Source organism: Ruegeria arenilitoris (assembly GCF_013035315.1).
GTDB classification, from domain to species: Bacteria; Pseudomonadota; Alphaproteobacteria; order Rhodobacterales; family Rhodobacteraceae; genus Ruegeria; species Ruegeria arenilitoris_D.
Genome location: NZ_WQHP01000007.1, coordinates 179,853 through 196,091, shown reverse-complemented (window position 1 = coordinate 196,091; position 16,239 = coordinate 179,853). Strand labels below are relative to the sequence as shown.

The following is a 16,239-nucleotide window of genomic DNA, read 5'->3' as shown; positions in this document are numbered from 1 at the left end:
GCATGTCACGTCGTGCTTTATCGAGCCGATGTCCAACTCACTTCATGAAATTGCTGATGCAGTGGATCAGCTGTCTGAAAAGCAGCAAAAGCTCTTGGCTGCTATTTCGTTCTACATCGATGAGCACGGCGCCTGGAACCCCGGAGGCGAAGAGTGGCCCGAGCCGGAGATGCTCCGGATTGTTAACCTGGAGGAACTCATAGCTTACGCTTCAAAGTTGGACATCTCCAAAGCATCGCGCAATCGCGACAGAAGACGGGAAATTACCCGGATGATAGACGCACTACAGGCTGCAGGGCGCGTCGGAACGCACCGAGATTGGATTTGGCTTGTTTCAGCTTGAGCGAGATGCGCGAGATCGCGGCAACTCGCGGGCGCGAGATTTGGCGCGAGATCCCTACAGTTAAACTCGCATCTCGCGCATTGTTTGAACCATTGCAACAGGAGCGAGAGCGCGAGCCCGGGCAAAACCCTCGGGCTCGCGCTCTCGCTGTTAGAAGTTGTGCGAAATGGCGGACGAATGGCGTGTTTGAGCAGCGAAAAGGACATTCGCAAAAATCTGTCCAATGACCACTTCGAGCCCAAAGCAGACTATTTTCGAGACAATGACCAGCGAGAAGTCTAGTTTGCGGGCACCTTGAGGCGCAGCAAGGTTGATAAGGCCGGTTCTCCGGAGATCTCGCGTTCTGACAGTTTGAGAAAGCAAAGAGCAAGTATGGCAGAATAGTTGACATCGTACCTGACTGGTTGCGTTCGTACGGTGCTGTACCGAAAAAGTTGAAATGCGCCGAACGTCAGCTAATCTAAAGAATTTTCTAAGGCTGACGGACACACTGGTCTATGAAGTCCCTCAAATTGCAAAAGTGTGAAAAACGATGAATGAATCGCCAGCTATGGTCAGGAAAACCAATTTTCCATGCAGTCTCCAAAAATGTGGTTGCCAAACCAGTTCGTTCATCTGGGTCTCAAAGCGCAAGAAAGTAATATACTTCGAAACGCCCAAAGCGGCCTGCTCCTCAATCAAAGACCATCTCGGGATAAGTCAGGCCAAAACTTTTGCGGATAGGTGTCGCAGTTGGCGATATGGGTTTAAGATGTTGACAGGCGTGACCCCTCTTGAAGCAATAGAGATGCATCCCGGATATTTCAGCTTCACCGTTGTTCGTGATCCTGTGGCCCGCACGATTTCCAACTACTCGATGTTTACCCAAAGCGGACATGAGTTCCGCGAACAGCAGATCGAAGAGGTATTTGGAAAGCCCTTTGAGACCATCGACTTCCCAGAGTTTTGCAAGTCTCTGGGAACCCGCAGCAATCACCATTGGGCACCATATGTAGAATATTTGCCGATCAAGGATGGCAAAGTTCAGATCGACTACATTTGCCGGATGGAAAATCTGAGTACGGATTGGGCTATTGTTGCTCAAAAAATCGGCTGCTCGCCGACGCTCCCCAGGGCCAACAAAAGCAAATCCGTAAAAATACATCCCGCAAAGCAGGACCTGGAAAACATCGCTGCTCATTTTTCAGAAGATTATCGACTATTGGGGTATGAGCACCCCGTATAATCGCTGAGCGTCCCGCACGACATGGCATGGACAGAATATTCGAAACCACTTATGGATATATCTTGAATAATGAAACACTGTTAAAACGGACATCTCCCGTAAATTCAGTTGTTTAAAATACACAAATTTGAGGCAATGTGAGAGCTATATGAAGCGATTGATTATCGATCTGGACGATACCATAACCGACGGCTCAAGCTCCCCGGACTATGCAAACAAAGCCCCGAACCAAGCCATAGTAGAGCGCCTTCGTGAATATCATAAGCGTGGATTTGAGATTGTTATTCACACCAGCCGAAACATGCGCACCCATTCCGGAAACGTAGGGAAAATTAACGTACAAACACTCCCCGGCATCACGGCATGGTTGGAAAAACACGAAATCCCACATGATGAAATCTGGGTCGGAAAGCCCTGGTGTGGTTTCGAAGGCTTTTACATTGATGACAAAGCAATTCGCCCGGATGAGTTTGTTTCTCTCAGCTATGATCAAATCCGCAAGCTGACGAAAATAGATAAACCGTGACAACTGTCCCGAGGAGGCCGCAATCGTGCTGATCATCATGTCGGGTCGCCGCGTCAGCCCTGAAATCGCACATCAATTTGGAATGCTCCCCCCCAGTTTTTTGCCACTGGGGCAAGACAGGCTGTATTCTCACCAGGCTAAACTCGCTCTCGGCGAACGCTGTATTCTTACACTCCCCGATGACTACGAAATATCCCGCGTAGACAAGGCCATGCTGGATCAAAGCAACATCGAGGTTCTCTATCAGCCAGAAACTTTGCCGATCAGAGGGGCAATTGCTGGCGCACTTGACTCGTTGAAACCACAGGAAAATGTCAGAATTCTTTACGGTGATACATTAGTCCGGATGTCGAACGAAGGCCTGCTTCAGGACGATATCGTCGCTGTCAAAGACAGTACAGCAAACTACCTGTGGGCCTTCGCCGAATGCGACGACACCGGCACGTTAATGCGTTTTTCGGAAGACCCACCCAAGCACCAAAGCACTCGCCGAATTGTCTCGGGCTATTTCAACTTCTCGGATCCCGAGAAACTGCACGCCGCCTGCGTCGAAGACAAAATCACCGGAGCACTCAACAGTTATCATCAAAACGAGGGGCTCTCGCTTACTGAACCCGAAGAATGGTATGACTTTGGCCACTTGCCGCTCTATTTCAGATCAAAACGAGACATGTTGACGGCTCGCTCGTTTAACGAGGTTAAGTTTGAAGACGGCTACACCATCAAACGATCCAAGAAAGTTGCGAAAATTCGCGCCGAGGCCAATTGGTACGAAAGTATTCCCAAAAGGCTGCGCCTCCACACGCCGCGATATCTCGGTCGGGCTGAAGGAGACTATCAGGCGGGTTATGCGCTTGAATATGTTCACCACCCCTTGCTTGCCGATCTGCATGTGTTTGGTGAACTCTCGCTGGCAAACTGGCTCGAAATATTGCGTGGCTGTATCGACTTCTTGCAAAAATGCCGTAACCTGCGCCCGCAGGAGTTCAGCCCTGAAGCGTCCGAAGAATTTGCAAGCGCTTTTTTCCAAGACATGTATGTGCGCAAAACCTGGGAGCGGCTCGAACACTTTTCCGAAACATCTGGTATCTCTCTGGATCAACAGATCACGGTCAACGGCACATTGCTTCCAAGTATCCAACAAATTGTCTCCGAGCTGCTTGCAGAAATTCCCGCGACCTCGCCAGATGACATTTGCATGTGGCACGGCGACTTTTTCTTCGGAAACATTTTCTACGACTTCACGGCGGGCCGAGTGATCTGCATCGATCCCCGCGGTCAATTGTCATCCGGTGATCAAAGCCTGTATGGCGACTATCGCTATGATCTGGGCAAACTGGCCCATTCCATTCTCGGCAAGTACGACAAGATTGTGCTCGGCCGATCAGTATTGGACAAACATTCAGATTTTGACTGGCGCTTTACGGTGGCTTCTACGTTTTATGATCAAGAGGTCGAAGAGATATTTTTCCAGCAAGTCTCTGCTTCCTTCGGATTACAGAAGACCGAATTGATGGCGCACATGGGACTATTATTCTTCACCATGCTCCCGCTTCACGAGGAAGCCCCTCAACGCCAAAAGATGTTGCTGTGCTCTGGTTTGCTGGCTTACGCACGGATGCAAGGAACCAAGACATGATCGTTATTCCCATGGCGGGGCTTAGTTCCCGGTTTTACCGCAGCGGATACACCAAACCAAAGTATATGTTGAACGTGTGCGGCCGTAGCGTCTTTCGCAATGCGGTGCAAAGCTTCCAACATTATTTCGGAAAAGAGCGCTTTCTGTTCATCTACCGGGAAATTGATGACACCAAAGCCTTCCTCGTTCGTGAGCTTCACGAGATGGGCCTCTCTACCGATATGTATCAGCTTGTCGAACTCAGGCACGAAACCAGCGGGCAAGCAGAAACCGTAGCCCTCGGCCTGCGCGCGACCGATATTTCAGCCGATGAGCCACTCACCATCTTCAACATTGATACCTTCCGCCCCGGTTTTCGGTATCCGACCGAGTTCGACTTATCCGACACGGATGGCTATGTCGAAGTTTTCAAAGGAGAAGGCGATCATTGGTCATTCGTGCGCCCAGCCAGCACCCCAAACATAGCCCTTGAAGTGGCCGAGAAGGTTAGAATTTCTGAACTGTGCAGCTCCGGCCTGTACTACTTCAAAAGCGCCGAGTTTTTCTTTTCTTTATATCAACAAATAGAAACGATAGACCCAAAAGAGCTACAAGGCGGAGAGCGCTACATTGCCCCCCTTTACAATCGCGCGATCCAGCAAGACGCAAAGATCTACTACCACACCATTCAGATCGAAGAGGTCATCTTCTGCGGAACGCCAGATGAATACGAGGCCTTGAAGTGCACCGAAAGTTAAGGCGCCTACCAATCACCCCTTCAAAAAAGTGCCGCTTACCAACGGTGGATTTTGCAGGGTGTATTGAAAAACGTCACCGCAAGACCTTCGTCTTTACAGTATCTCCTCACCAGCCGCTCTCCGACCGGCGCCTCCTCCCAGGAATGGGCACCAGAACACTGCTCCCAATAATGCGGCAAACGTTCAAACAGGTTGGCGTATCGATCCATCGCAATGGATGAGCCATAAACAAACTTGTCGCTGACCTGCGTATTGGTATCAATCCCAAGGTCCGACGCCCAAATCGTATTGTCATCGACCTGCGTATCTCGAATGAAATCTGCACTACCTTCCAACAGCAGGTCAGGGCGTATTCTGATCACGATGTCATACCGCTGGCCAGCTTCCTCTTCCGCTTGCTTTTTCAGCACATTCGCGTGTTCAATCATATAAAAACTGGGCAACGCGCTTTTCGAATGAATGGGTTCAGACTCTGCAAGCTGAACCGGTCTTTGCACACCGGCAAGCTCATCAAAATAGCTTACGTCGAAACTCTCTACTACAGCCGCTTTCGCGCCGAACGCCGCGGCTACTTCTTCTTGTGTGACAGTGTCTCTCACGGTCTTATTCTCTTTGTGCGAATTCCCTACCTGCGCCCAAGTGGCCACAAAAACATCAGCATTTAACGGGATGACAAGATTCATGTTCAAATTTTCAATGCAATCTCGGAAAGTCCGCAACTGACCACTGACACAGACAGCCACCCGAGGTGGACTCTGCAAAATTCGTGGATTGCTCCCGTCCCTTGCTTGAAGCTCCTTAGAAAACCAACCCGTGAACTTTGAGAGCAAATTTGACAACGTGTTCACCTAACTTTGCAATACTTAAAGAGTTGTTCACTCCCATTTGAGTGGCCCTGATGAATGTTAGTGCATGACAGGCCATTGGTCTATTCGGATGCTGGTTTCTGGGACAGGTAACTTGTAAACACGGTTAGCCAGACGAGACAGTGACCGATTTCCGCTACGATCGCCCAATCCGTTGCGCGATGTACACACCCCATATGTCGGGCGATTGCAAAACCGGCCTAATTTTGTGTAGTGCCCGTATACGGCTACTGGCCTCCGGTGGTTAACTGCTGAAAACTGAGTTTGGGCACTCTGCTCCAAGGCGTTGGTTCAAAAGAGAGCAATCATGATGCAGACAACTTCTGTGGCAGAACGTGAACCTACGCTCGTGGTCCACTTTGGTATCGAAAAGACTGGGTCGACCAGTATTCAGCGCTTCTTATACCACAATCGGTCAAGTCTTGAAGAGAAAGGAGCGCGCTTCGCTTCAACACACTATGCACTGGACAATCACATCAACGATGTGAACCACCACATTCTTCGGCACAAGTGGCCCGGCTGGCTAAACCCGGAAACGTTCCCGATCACACCCGACTCGGCCTGGGACTACCTCTCCGAAGAGGTCAACAGATTCAATGGAACGACGATCATCAGTTCCGAACGGTTTCCCGATCTGTTTGGCGAGGAGAATGGCGCCGATGTGGTTGACTTCATCAAGCGGCGAGTAGCGCCTGCACGCGTGCATTTCGTGGGTTTTGTGAGACGGCAAGATGACCTTGCGGAATCGCACTTTAAGGAGCGAGCGAAGGGGAATGATTTATCCAGTACGCTTGAGGAGTATCTCGCGCGTCCCCCGGCCTTCTTCGATTTCAACGCGATGATCGAGCGGATAGCTAGCGTTGTGGGACGCGATTCTTTGACTGTTCGGCTGTTCGATCCGGCGCTGTTTTCTGATGGAAGCGTAGTGCCAACTTTCCTCCAAGCTCTCGGGCTTAGTGAAATTTCGGGCCGGGACGCGGACGAATTTAGGGAAAACTTGTCCCTCAATTCGCTCGCCGTTCGAGTGTTCGCCGACGCGCGCCTAATGGCTTTTCACCGGCATCCTGAGTTCAATTTTATCGTTCGCGAGGTGCTTGATTCGAAAAGATTTTCGCGTTTTGAAAAGGTGCGCTTGGTTTCGCCAGCGCAACGTTTGACAATTATGAATTCGTACCGAACGTCGAACGAAGAGCTTGCAGACAATTATCTTTCCGACGAAGAGGCTGCGCGACTTCTGGCACCTGTACAAACCGAAGCAGAGTGTTTGGACCTATGTTCGCCAGCTTTAACGGTGAACGATACGGTCGAACTTCTGGTGGCTTTACTTGGCCGAACCGAAAGCGCCATCGCCGCGGCCAGAAGCGCGGAGGCCGAGAGAGAAAGCGCCATCGCCGCGGCCAGGAGCTCGGAGGCCGAGAGAGAGCAACTTCTGCGCAGCGGCTATGCTTACTTGAAAGCCGTCTTTCGGCACCGACAGAGAGGAAGATGATCGAAAAAACAGTGCCAAGTCGAAAAACGCGGAGATATTAGACAATACCCGCGGCGGTCAATATCGAAGTCTCCACCGAGTTCTTATCACTTATTGGTCTAATCCAACCGGCGAGGTTACATGCGGTGTGGCGCCGTACAATATAGACTGGCAGCCTCGCAAACCCTCCACTTAATGCTGAAAGGAAATTGAAGTTAGCTCACCGAGCTAGTCTCCCCTAGTAAGATGCTTTGGCTGAGAATGTCGAATGCAACGCTTAGATAAAATATGTTGAGAGTGTCTGGCAGGACACGGCACAAATGGAGTACTTAGATGGGAAGTGACGCGCACACACCATTAATCATGGAGAGAAATACCCAGCCTCGGTTGCCCCGGACAGTTTGGATCTACTGGCACCAAGGTTGGAAAGATGTGCCTAGAATCGTCAACAGTTGCCGGAAGAGTTGGGAGGTTCGAAATTCTCACTGGGATGTCCGCTGCATCAGTTCCGAGAGCCTCAACGAGTTGATTGAGTTGCCATCGTTCTACTCGAGAATACAAGGGCTAACGCTCGCCAGTTTCTCTGATATCGTTCGCCTTAGACTTTTGGAAAAAAACGGCGGTGTCTGGGCAGATGCAACCAGCTGGTGCGCGCGCTCGCTGGATGATTGGATTGACGACGCCACGGTGCAATCGGGTTTTTTCGCTTATGCGAAGCCTGCCAAAACACGCCCAATGGCAAGTTGGTTTCTCGCGTCAGAACCGAACAATTTGCTGGTTTCAAAGTTGCGGTTGGCCGTGGACCGGCTTTGGTCAGAATACGTCTACGGAATGGGCGAAGCTGCGCTGATAAAACTGTTTAGCGAAGACGTCAAAGATTGGCGCAATTTGCTACAGCCTCAACAAAACCACAGGTCATTGACAACTTTATTCAATAAGCTGGGCTTGTCGCTCCGCCGGTTGCCACAGGACGTAGGAAAAAACCTGACCGATCATCCAAGTAGTGCCTACTACTTTTGGCTGCATCAGACGTTTCGGGCGCTGCTTAAGATCGATCCTGAATTTGAGCGCAGTTGGGCCAATACGCCAGAGATCGGTGCGGCCAATGCGCTTGCGATCCAAAGGGCTGGGTTTGGTTCACCAATCTCAGAAGAAGTACAAGACCACATAAACGCAGTTCGAAGCAGTGTTTACAAGCTTGATCGACGTGGGACGCTCGACGAAGACTTATCTCATACTGTTTTAGGCTATCTGTTCTCGACCATCGAGAAGACTCGTTCTACCTGATTTGTACTGCTAGATTGATATGCTGGGCCTGAACAGAACTTCACTCCAAGTAGAACCGATTGCAGACTCCGTGGAATTGAAATTGCGCTATCCGCACTAATCGATTGTGAGACCATTCAAGTCGGACTATTGCGGAAAACTTGGGATTAAAGGGCGCCCGAAATTGTGCACGCGCGGCGAAATAGGAGTATGACATGATATCGCACGAACACCACTGTCTATATATCCATGTTCCTAAGACAGCTGGCAAAAGTTTGCTCTCACTCTTTGACCTTCCTCTTCTGGGAATTGACTACGATGGTTCTAAACCTTGGCTTGAGGATCCCTACGGTCACACATCTATTGAGACCTACTCGAACAAACCTTGGTTCCATGATTACTTCAGGTTTGCTTTCGTACGGCACCCGTTCGACCGATTGGTTTCCGCATTTTTCTTCCTGAACGCGGGTGGTTTGAACCAGCATGACCGACGCTTCAGAGACGAACATTTAGCAACATACTGTGGTGATTTCCGCCACTTCGTTCTCGAAGGGCTGTCCGAGTTAGCAACTCATGTGCACTTTCGCCCGCAGGTGACATGGCTTACTGACCGGGATGGATCGCGCCCTCTTCACTTCATTGGCCGGTTTGAGAATTTTGAGGAAGATCTCGGTCGCGTTGCCGATCAATTGGGAATTGCAATGAAACCTGCCGTTCATCTCAACCCGTCGAAACGGGGTCCATGGCACTCATACTTCGATGAAGAGGTAGCGCGAGTCGCCGGCTCGGTTTACTTTGAGGACTTTCGAGCGTTCGGTTACAGAATCGAGTGATACTCGCATTGAAATACTTTACAGTAAGGCAATGTCCGCCTGCGGTAGTTGTTACCAGTCGACCTATCAAGTCTTAGCTAAAAAAGGCAGTGAGATCGAACGGTACGGCGTGGAGATCGCACGCGAGGCAAGATAGACTTCACTCGCGCATATCGTATAGTTCGAAAGTTGCAAAACAAGCTGTGATTTGGAGCTTTTGGTATTGGCTGGAACTACGCGCCCTGACAGAAGCGCACGAAAGTCCAATTTGTGCCAAGCATTTTACGGCCGATTTGTCCGCAGGTGAGACGTCAGTTGGCCACGCAGTGAACGACCGGTTCAGAGCTGGTTTATCCCCGCTTTCTCGAAGGACCGCTTTCGGGAAACCGAGCTGCGTTGCACCGACGAGAAGGCTGACAGGCAGTGATCTGGGCGACCGGCCAAGCCGCGGGTGCATCGGTCCGGATCGTCCGCAAAGCGGACACTGGAGCATGCTTCAACGAACGTCTACTCTGCGGACGAAGTGTGAATTCGCAAACCAATGACGAACGGTAGCTTTCTGCTCATCGCGACATCACTCGTTGGTGCGCCCGACAGGGTATAGCTGTCAGGTGGATGCAGAGCCGCTGGATTGAGCGACTACTTTTTTGGGTTCGCTTTCCAAGAGTACCGAATATTCCAAGAGTACCGAATATATTTCCAAGGATATTTCCGCGCATGATCACGCTCCTTCAAGGCGACATCGCGCTCCTGCAAGGTGACATCGCGCTCCTGTAAGGCGACATCGCGCTCCTGCAAGGCGACATCGCGCTCCTGCAAGGCGACATCGCGCTCTTGCAAGGCGACGTCGCGCTCCTGCAAGGCGACATCGCGCTCCTGCAAGGCGACATCGCGCTCCTGCAAGGCGACATCGCGCTCCTGTAAGGCGACATCGCGTTCCTGTAAGGCGACATCGCGTTCCTGTGAGGCGGCCTTGAGCAGATCCTTAACGTCGTTCGTCGAGTATATAGGTCTGTTTTCGTTGAAGGATTCAACGCCGGTTGCCGCTGGAGGTTCGAGTGCTCGTGCCTGCTGCGTAGGCAGAAATCGTTCAGATAGCCGGGCGTTTGAGTCCGCGAACTGGGCCAAGATATCAGCGCGCTGGCCCTCCGACAGCAGCGGAGCGTTGGCACCGACCAGGTCGGTTCGGTTATTGAAGAACTGATAGAGCTCGTGACGAAGTGTTTTCTCGGCCCAGAGAGGTTTCATTTGCTTGTTCCCCATAAGGCTCGCAAGTGCCGAGTTCAGCGATGCGTTGGTTATGGCTTCGTGGTGCAGGTTGGCTCCTAGTTCACCTGTTCCGATGGCGTCAAGGAAGTCTGCGAAGATGCTGCCGCCAGGGAACAGCGACCTATTGTACACTCGCACAATGATATTCTCCTTCGCCACGACTTCGCAGCAACTCTCCAGGAACTCGTCGTAACGAAAGAAAGCGGGCAGATTGGCGAGATACTCCGAGAAGGTTCCTTTGTGAAAATTGTTCTTCACCAACTCTTTGTAGTGGGATTCAGCGAAGTCATCCTGCCGACGGATATAGGCGACAATAGCCAGACGCGAGGGCGCAACCTTTTTCTCAATGAATCTCAGTATTTCTGCGCTGTCTGGCTTACCGAGGATATCCTGAAATCGCTCGCTGCTGATGATGTAACTTCCAGGTTTGCCTGCGATCAGTTCTGCAGTCCTGTCCCACGCATCGTCGGGTGTGATCGGAAAGACCTTTGGGTTCAGCCAGCCGCCCCATTTGTGGCTCAGGATGTGATGGCCCCAGTCGGAGTAGCCGTTTTCCGGATTGCGGAAATTGTCCGGATAATAGATACCTTGCCTGTCAAAGTGGTCGCGATTGTTGTAGAAGAACTGCTGAAGCGCAGTCGTTCCGGTCTTAGAAAATCCGATATGAAGATAAACGGTGCTTCGCTCATCGCCCGATGTCACGATACTGTCATTCCCTTGCGTCAATTAAATGCTCCTCCGAGCTTCAAGCGGTTCGTGTCTTCGCGCTGCGTTAATAGTATCGTTTTCGGACGAACTCGCGCTGCGGTTGGAAAATCCGGTTCCAGATGCGTAATCTAGGCCAAATAGCATTCTTGCTACCGTATCAACACCGCATCGACATCTTTAAGTCAGATCGCTCGCACCGGAAAGGACTTTTCCTGCCTTTGTCAAGCGCGAAAAAAGCTCAGACGGGTGCTGTCAGGTGCGCTCGGACTCGTCCCCGGATGGACAGTGTGGCTGCCATTTGCCCCGCGAAAAAACTGCGCCATCCCTCAATAGCTGCTGGACGATTATGCTTAAAACGGTCTAGATTACCCGTCTGTATTGGAAAAGCCGACATTAGCACAGTGCGCAGCATAGTCACAGCGGGTTCGAAGCAGACACTCGCTGCACTTAGCATGAATGTCGGCTTTGCGGTCAGAACGAATGTCGTTTCTTTCCTATTAGGCGTTGGATAGCTATAATCTTCGCATGTCAAAGCGGGACAAACTCAAGCGTAACCGTATGAAACGGTACGAAGATTTAGCATCGCGTCGGAACTACGTTGAACCGATGCAATACTTGTTTGGACAGTTGAAAGGCGCCGTCGATAAGGGCAATCATGACAAGGCCATCAAGATAGCAATGTTTCTACTACCATTTGGGCATGGCAAAGCTTTGCCGCGGAAACAGGACGATGATGAGGTGGATACAGACCGCTTCATAGTCAACTTTACGCTGGACTGATTACATCCGGGACGTCCGTTGTTGGAGATTCCAAAAGGATCAAGCGACTCATCCACCATAGATCTCTTGGGGGACTATTTGGGGGGCCTTAACAGGATCAAAAATACAAGTCACTGATACTATTACATTAATAGCAATCTTATGGTGCCTCAAGAGGGACTCGAACCCCCGACCTTGTCCTTACGAAGGACCTGCTCTACCAGCTGAGCTATTGAGGCAAGCGAAGGCTCGTTTAAACCTTCGTTCGGATACGCGCAAGTCTCGTTCTGCGCGATTTGTAGCGCCGATCTCTCATGTCAAACGGCGTCGGTGTCTGATCTCCATTGCGAAACTTTTGTAACAGCGCCGATTGTGGGTTGCTGTCTAATCTTTATTTCAATATTTCATGAAATATGATAGAAGAGATCACCAACCAATTGTCCATCCTGGGCCACCCGCAGCGCATTTCCGTGTTTCGCATGTTAATGCGACGGTTTCCTGACACCGTCCCGGCCGGAGAGCTGGCGGAAGAGCTGGGCATCAAGGCAAGCACCCTGTCGAACTACCTGAACGCGCTGCAGCGATCCGGGCTGGTGAAACAGGAGAGGTCGGGAACGTCTCTGCTCTATTCGATTGAAATGAACAACGTGCAGCAAATGCTCGACTTTCTGATCGTCGATTGCTGCCGTGGTCGCCCTGATATCTGCATGCCCTTTTCCAAAGGAACTGAGACCATGACCGATCGGAAGTTCAACGTATTGTTTTTGTGCGTCGGCAATTCTGCCCGCTCGATCTTTGCCGAATCCCTGCTGCGGTCGCTGGGCAGTGATCGGTTCAACGTCTATTCCGCCGGGACGCAGCCTTCATCCGAGCTCAACCCATTTGCCGTGCAGGTCCTAAGCGACAAGGGGCATGACACATCGGTTCTGCGGTCCAAACATATGTCCGAATTCGCAGCACCCGGCGCGCCCGAGATGGATTTCGTTTTCACCGTCTGCAATCAGGCCGCGAACGAGGAATGCCCGGCGTGGGAAGGTCAGCCGATCAGCGGCCATTGGGGCATGCCCGACCCGGTCAAGGCCGACGGCACGGATGCCGAGAAAAGCCTCGCCTTTCAAAACGCTTACGGCGCGCTCAAGCGACGGATTGAAGCGTTTACCTCTTTGCCGGTCGAAAGCCTTGATCGGATCGCGCTTCAATCTGCTGTCGATGACATCGGCAGGACGTCTACCGAGGACACGAAATGACTACTTACGCTGTAAACGGCCTTGGCCGCATGGGGAAACTTGCCCTCAAGCCACTGCTGGAGAAAGGGGCGAAAATCGCCTGGATCAACGATGGCGTTGGCGACCCCGAGATGCACGCGCATCTGCTGGAGTTTGACACCGTGCACGGGCGCTGGGATGCCACGTTTGACCATGACGCCGACAGCGTCACGATCAATGGCACCCGCCTGCCATTTGTCGGCACCAAGGACCTCAACGAACTGCCACTGGACGGCGTTGACGTGGTGATCGACTGCACCGGCGTCTTCAAGACCGAGGCCAAGCTGGCCCCCTATTTCGAGGCCGGTGTGAAGAAGGTTGTGGTCTCGGCTCCGGTCAAGGATGGCCCGACCGCGAATATCGTCGTGGGCGTCAATGACGACACCTATGATCCGGCTGTCCACCAGATCGTCACAGCGGCGTCCTGTACCACCAACTGTCTGGCCCCAGTCGTCAAGGTGATCCACGACAATCTGGGTATTCGCCACGGGTCGATGACCACCATCCATGACGTGACCAACACGCAAACCATCGTGGACCGCCCCGCCAAGGACCTGCGTCGGGCACGGTCGGCTTTGAATTCGCTGATTCCGACCACCACAGGCTCGGCCACCGCGATCACTCTGATCTATCCTGAGCTCAAAGGGCGGCTGAACGGCCATGCAGTTCGCGTGCCACTGCTGAACGCCTCGCTGACCGATTGCGTTTTCGAGGTTGAACGCGAAACCACCGTTGAAGAAGTGAACGGTTTTTTCAAGGCCGCTGCAGAGGGCGAGCTGAAAGGCATTCTGGGTTATGAAACCCGACCGCTGGTCTCGACCGATTATACCAATGACGAACGCTCTTCGATCGTGGATGCGCCCTCGACCATGGTGGTGAACGGCACGCAGGTGAAGATCTACGCCTGGTATGACAACGAGATGGGCTATGCGCATCGTCTGGTCGATGTGGCCCTGATGGTTGGTGCCTCGCTGTGACCGACCGGCCCGAAGGTTTGTCGGCCTATATCGCGGTCACGGCGGCCTATTGGGCCTTTATGCTGACCGACGGGGCCCTGCGTATGCTGGTGCTGCTGCACTTTCATACGATGGGGTTCTCGCCGGTGCAGCTGGCTTACCTGTTTGTCCTCTATGAAATCGCGGGCATGGGCACCAATCTGGCTGCTGGCTGGATCGCCGCGCGCTTTGGGTTGACGTCAGCCTTGTATGCTGGCTTGGCATTACAGGTCGGAGCCCTTCTGGCGCTGACACAATTAGACCCTAACTGGGCTATTCCGGCCAAAGTTGTCTTTGTCATGATCATCCAGGGTGCCAGCGGTATCGCCAAAGATCTGGCCAAGATGTCCTCGAAATCCGCCGTGAAACTGCTGGCCCCCGCGACGGGCGGCGGGCTGTTCCGCTGGGTCGCAGTGCTGACCGGGTCGAAGAACGCGGTCAAGGGCCTCGGTTTCCTTCTGGGCGCTGGCTTGCTGGCAACGGTGGGCTTTATGTGGGCAACGCTGGCTATGGCGATCGTGCTGGCGGTTATTCTGGTCGCCGTCTTCGTGTTGATGCCCCCTGGCTTGCCCAAAGGGCGCAAAGGCGCGAAATTCTCCGAGGTGTTTTCGAAATCATCCAACGTGAACTGGCTGTCGGCCGCGCGGGTGTTCCTGTTCGGTGCGCGGGACGTGTGGTTTGTGGTCGGCATCCCGATCTATTTCTACGCCGTCCTCTCCGACGGCACCGAAGAGGGCAACCGCGCCGCGTTCTTCATGATCGGCACCTTCATGGCCGTCTGGGTCATCCTGTACGGAGCCGTTCAGGCCAGCGCGCCGAAGATTTTAAGCGCAACCGAACGCACAGAAGGTGAGCTGATCCACGCGGCGCGCAACTGGGCCGCCGCCCTGTTCTGCGTGCCTGCCGCATTGACGGTTGCAGTTCTGCTGTCCTCGGGTCCCGAACCGTGGCTGACCATCACGTTGGTCATTGGACTTTTGGCCTTTGGCGCCATCTTCGCGGTCAATTCATCGCTGCACTCTTACCTGATCCTAGCCTTCACCAAGTCCGAGCGTGTGACAATGGATGTGGGCTTCTACTACATGGCCAACGCAACGGGCCGCCTTGTCGGCACTGTCTTGTCAGGTCTGACATATCAAATCGGCGGGCTTGCCTTGGTTTTGGGTACAGCAGCCATAATGGTCGCGCTGGCCGCCCTGACTTCCGGCAAGCTGACCGATCAGCCGAATGAGGCGTACACATGAGCATTTTCGAACGCTACCTGACCGTCTGGGTCGCCTTCGCCATGGTTGGCGGCGTCCTGATCGGGTTGGCAGCCCCCGGATTGGTTCAACTTGTCGCCTCTGCCGAAGTGGCCAGCGTTAATCTGGTGGTGGCCGTTCTGATCTGGGCCATGGTCTATCCGATGATGGTCAGCGTCGATTTTGGGGCGGTGGCAGGCGTTGCACGCCAGCCCCGCGGGTTGATCGTGACATTGGTGGTCAATTGGTTGATAAAACCGTTCACCATGGCCTTTCTGGCGGTTCTGTTCTTTGACTATGTTTTTGCGCCTTGGATTGAGCCTGCTGACGCAGCCCAATACACCGCCGGACTGATCCTGCTGGGCGCGGCCCCTTGCACCGCGATGGTGTTCGTTTGGTCGCAGCTGACCAAAGGGGATGCGACCTACACGTTGGTGCAAGTATCTGTGAACGACCTGATTATGGTGGTGGCATTTGCCCCCATCGTGGCCTTCCTGCTGGGCGTAACTGACATCCAAGTTCCTTGGCAGACTCTGGTTCTGGCAACTGTGCTTTACGTGGTGCTACCCCTCATCGCCGGTCTGATCACCCGCAAGAAGCTTGGCTCGCAAGAGGCAATCGATACCTTCTCTGCCCGCGTCAAACCCTGGTCGGTAGTGGGGTTGATCGCCACCGTCGTCATCCTGTTCGGGCTACAGGGCCAAACGATCTTGGCCAAACCACTGGTCATCGTACTGATCGCAGTACCGATCCTGATCCAAAGCTACGGCATCTTTGCCCTCGCGTATGGCGCGGCCTACGCCCTGAAAGTTCCCCACCGCATCGCCGCCCCCTGCGCGATGATCGGCACGTCAAACTTCTTTGAACTGGCCGTCGCCGTCGCTATTAGCCTGTTCGGTCTGAACTCAGGCGCCGCATTGGCCACGGTTGTCGGAGTGTTGGTTGAAGTACCCGTGATGTTGTCATTGGTCGCATTCGCCAACCGTACGCGGGAAAAATTCCCGGAATCCGTGGCTCGGGAACATAATGCGGTTTAGTCCGGAAGTTCGGATCTGAGGGTTCCACGATCAACCTGGAGCACCAATTGGTTGGGATAAGCGGTCTAAGGTTCAAAAAGCAG

The 16,239-nt window shown here is 52.8% G+C and carries 15 protein-coding genes and 1 tRNA gene; 13 read left to right on the top strand and 3 right to left on the bottom strand.

Annotation, left to right across the window (positions count from 1 at the left end):
- From GOV53_RS16530 to GOV53_RS16510, 5 genes are all read left to right on the top strand, one after another.
- Positions 1–343: hypothetical protein (locus GOV53_RS16530; RefSeq protein ID WP_170468424.1), on the top strand; the 343-nt coding region annotated here is incomplete at its 5' end.
- A 532-nt stretch (positions 344–875) separates the two neighbouring features.
- The gene (locus GOV53_RS16525; RefSeq protein WP_170468422.1) at positions 876–1,568 is read left to right on the top strand and encodes a sulfotransferase family 2 domain-containing protein; all 693 of its coding nucleotides are present in this window, start codon (positions 876–878) and stop codon (positions 1,566–1,568) included.
- Between the two features lie 148 nt (positions 1,569–1,716).
- On the top strand, positions 1,717–2,094 hold the full coding sequence (locus GOV53_RS16520) for a capsular biosynthesis protein (protein WP_170468420.1): 378 nt from the start codon (positions 1,717–1,719) through the stop codon (positions 2,092–2,094).
- Between the two features lie 25 nt (positions 2,095–2,119).
- Entirely contained in the window at positions 2,120–3,733 is a 1,614-nt protein-coding gene (locus GOV53_RS16515) for a phosphotransferase (protein WP_170468419.1), read from the top strand.
- Entirely contained in the window at positions 3,730–4,470 is a 741-nt protein-coding gene (locus GOV53_RS16510; protein WP_170468417.1) for a glycosyltransferase family 2 protein, read from the top strand. Before GOV53_RS16515 ends, GOV53_RS16510 begins: the two co-directional genes overlap by 4 nt.
- Before the next feature lie 35 nt (positions 4,471–4,505).
- Here GOV53_RS16510 and GOV53_RS16505 read toward each other — a convergent pair whose 3' ends face one another.
- Positions 4,506–5,153, bottom strand: a complete 648-nt coding sequence (locus tag GOV53_RS16505; RefSeq protein ID WP_170468415.1) for a hypothetical protein — start codon at positions 5,151–5,153, stop codon at positions 4,506–4,508.
- 490 nt (positions 5,154–5,643) lie between these two features.
- Between GOV53_RS16505 and GOV53_RS16500 the strand changes: the two genes are divergently transcribed.
- From GOV53_RS16500 to GOV53_RS16490, 3 genes are all read left to right on the top strand, one after another.
- The gene (locus GOV53_RS16500; RefSeq protein ID WP_170468412.1) at positions 5,644–6,825 is read left to right on the top strand and encodes a hypothetical protein; all 1,182 of its coding nucleotides are present in this window, start codon (positions 5,644–5,646) and stop codon (positions 6,823–6,825) included.
- A gap of 312 nt (positions 6,826–7,137) precedes the next feature.
- Positions 7,138–8,091, top strand: coding sequence for a capsular polysaccharide synthesis protein (locus GOV53_RS16495; protein WP_170468411.1), 954 nt, complete (start codon positions 7,138–7,140; stop codon positions 8,089–8,091).
- 194 nt (positions 8,092–8,285) lie between these two features.
- Positions 8,286–8,903 (top strand): sulfotransferase family 2 domain-containing protein, encoded by a 618-nt coding sequence (locus GOV53_RS16490; protein ID WP_170468409.1) that lies wholly within the window; start codon positions 8,286–8,288, stop codon positions 8,901–8,903.
- 618 nt (positions 8,904–9,521) lie between these two features.
- Here GOV53_RS16490 and GOV53_RS16485 read toward each other — a convergent pair.
- Positions 9,522–10,877 carry a hypothetical protein gene (locus GOV53_RS16485; protein WP_170468407.1) on the bottom strand — a complete coding sequence of 452 codons (1,356 nt, stop codon included), beginning with the start codon at positions 10,875–10,877 and terminating at the stop codon, positions 9,522–9,524.
- A gap of 540 nt (positions 10,878–11,417) precedes the next feature.
- On the opposite strand from GOV53_RS16485, the gene GOV53_RS16480 reads away from it, so the two are divergent.
- Entirely contained in the window at positions 11,418–11,639 is a 222-nt protein-coding gene (locus GOV53_RS16480) for a hypothetical protein (RefSeq protein WP_170468405.1), read from the top strand.
- A gap of 142 nt (positions 11,640–11,781) precedes the next feature.
- Here GOV53_RS16480 and GOV53_RS16475 read toward each other — a convergent pair.
- Positions 11,782–11,857 (bottom strand) — tRNA-Thr (locus tag GOV53_RS16475).
- A 174-nt stretch (positions 11,858–12,031) separates the two neighbouring features.
- Between GOV53_RS16475 and GOV53_RS16470 the strand changes: the two genes are divergently transcribed.
- Genes GOV53_RS16470 through arsB form a run of 4 tightly spaced genes read left to right on the top strand, consistent with a single transcriptional unit; the run spans position 12,032 to position 16,156 of the window.
- A complete protein-coding gene (locus tag GOV53_RS16470) occupies positions 12,032–12,865 on the top strand; it encodes a helix-turn-helix domain-containing protein (protein ID WP_170468403.1) in 834 nt (277 codons plus the stop codon).
- Positions 12,862–13,860, top strand: a complete 999-nt coding sequence (locus tag GOV53_RS16465) for an ArsJ-associated glyceraldehyde-3-phosphate dehydrogenase (protein ID WP_170468401.1) — start codon at positions 12,862–12,864, stop codon at positions 13,858–13,860. The genes GOV53_RS16470 and GOV53_RS16465 overlap by 4 nt, the downstream gene beginning before the upstream one ends.
- Positions 13,857–15,122, top strand: a complete 1,266-nt coding sequence (arsJ, locus tag GOV53_RS16460; RefSeq protein WP_170468399.1) for an organoarsenical effux MFS transporter ArsJ — start codon at positions 13,857–13,859, stop codon at positions 15,120–15,122. The genes GOV53_RS16465 and arsJ overlap by 4 nt, the downstream gene beginning before the upstream one ends.
- The gene (arsB, locus tag GOV53_RS16455) at positions 15,119–16,156 is read left to right on the top strand and encodes an ACR3 family arsenite efflux transporter (protein ID WP_170468397.1); all 1,038 of its coding nucleotides are present in this window, start codon (positions 15,119–15,121) and stop codon (positions 16,154–16,156) included. Before arsJ ends, arsB begins: the two co-directional genes overlap by 4 nt.
- Positions 16,157–16,239: the final 83 nt, after the last annotated feature.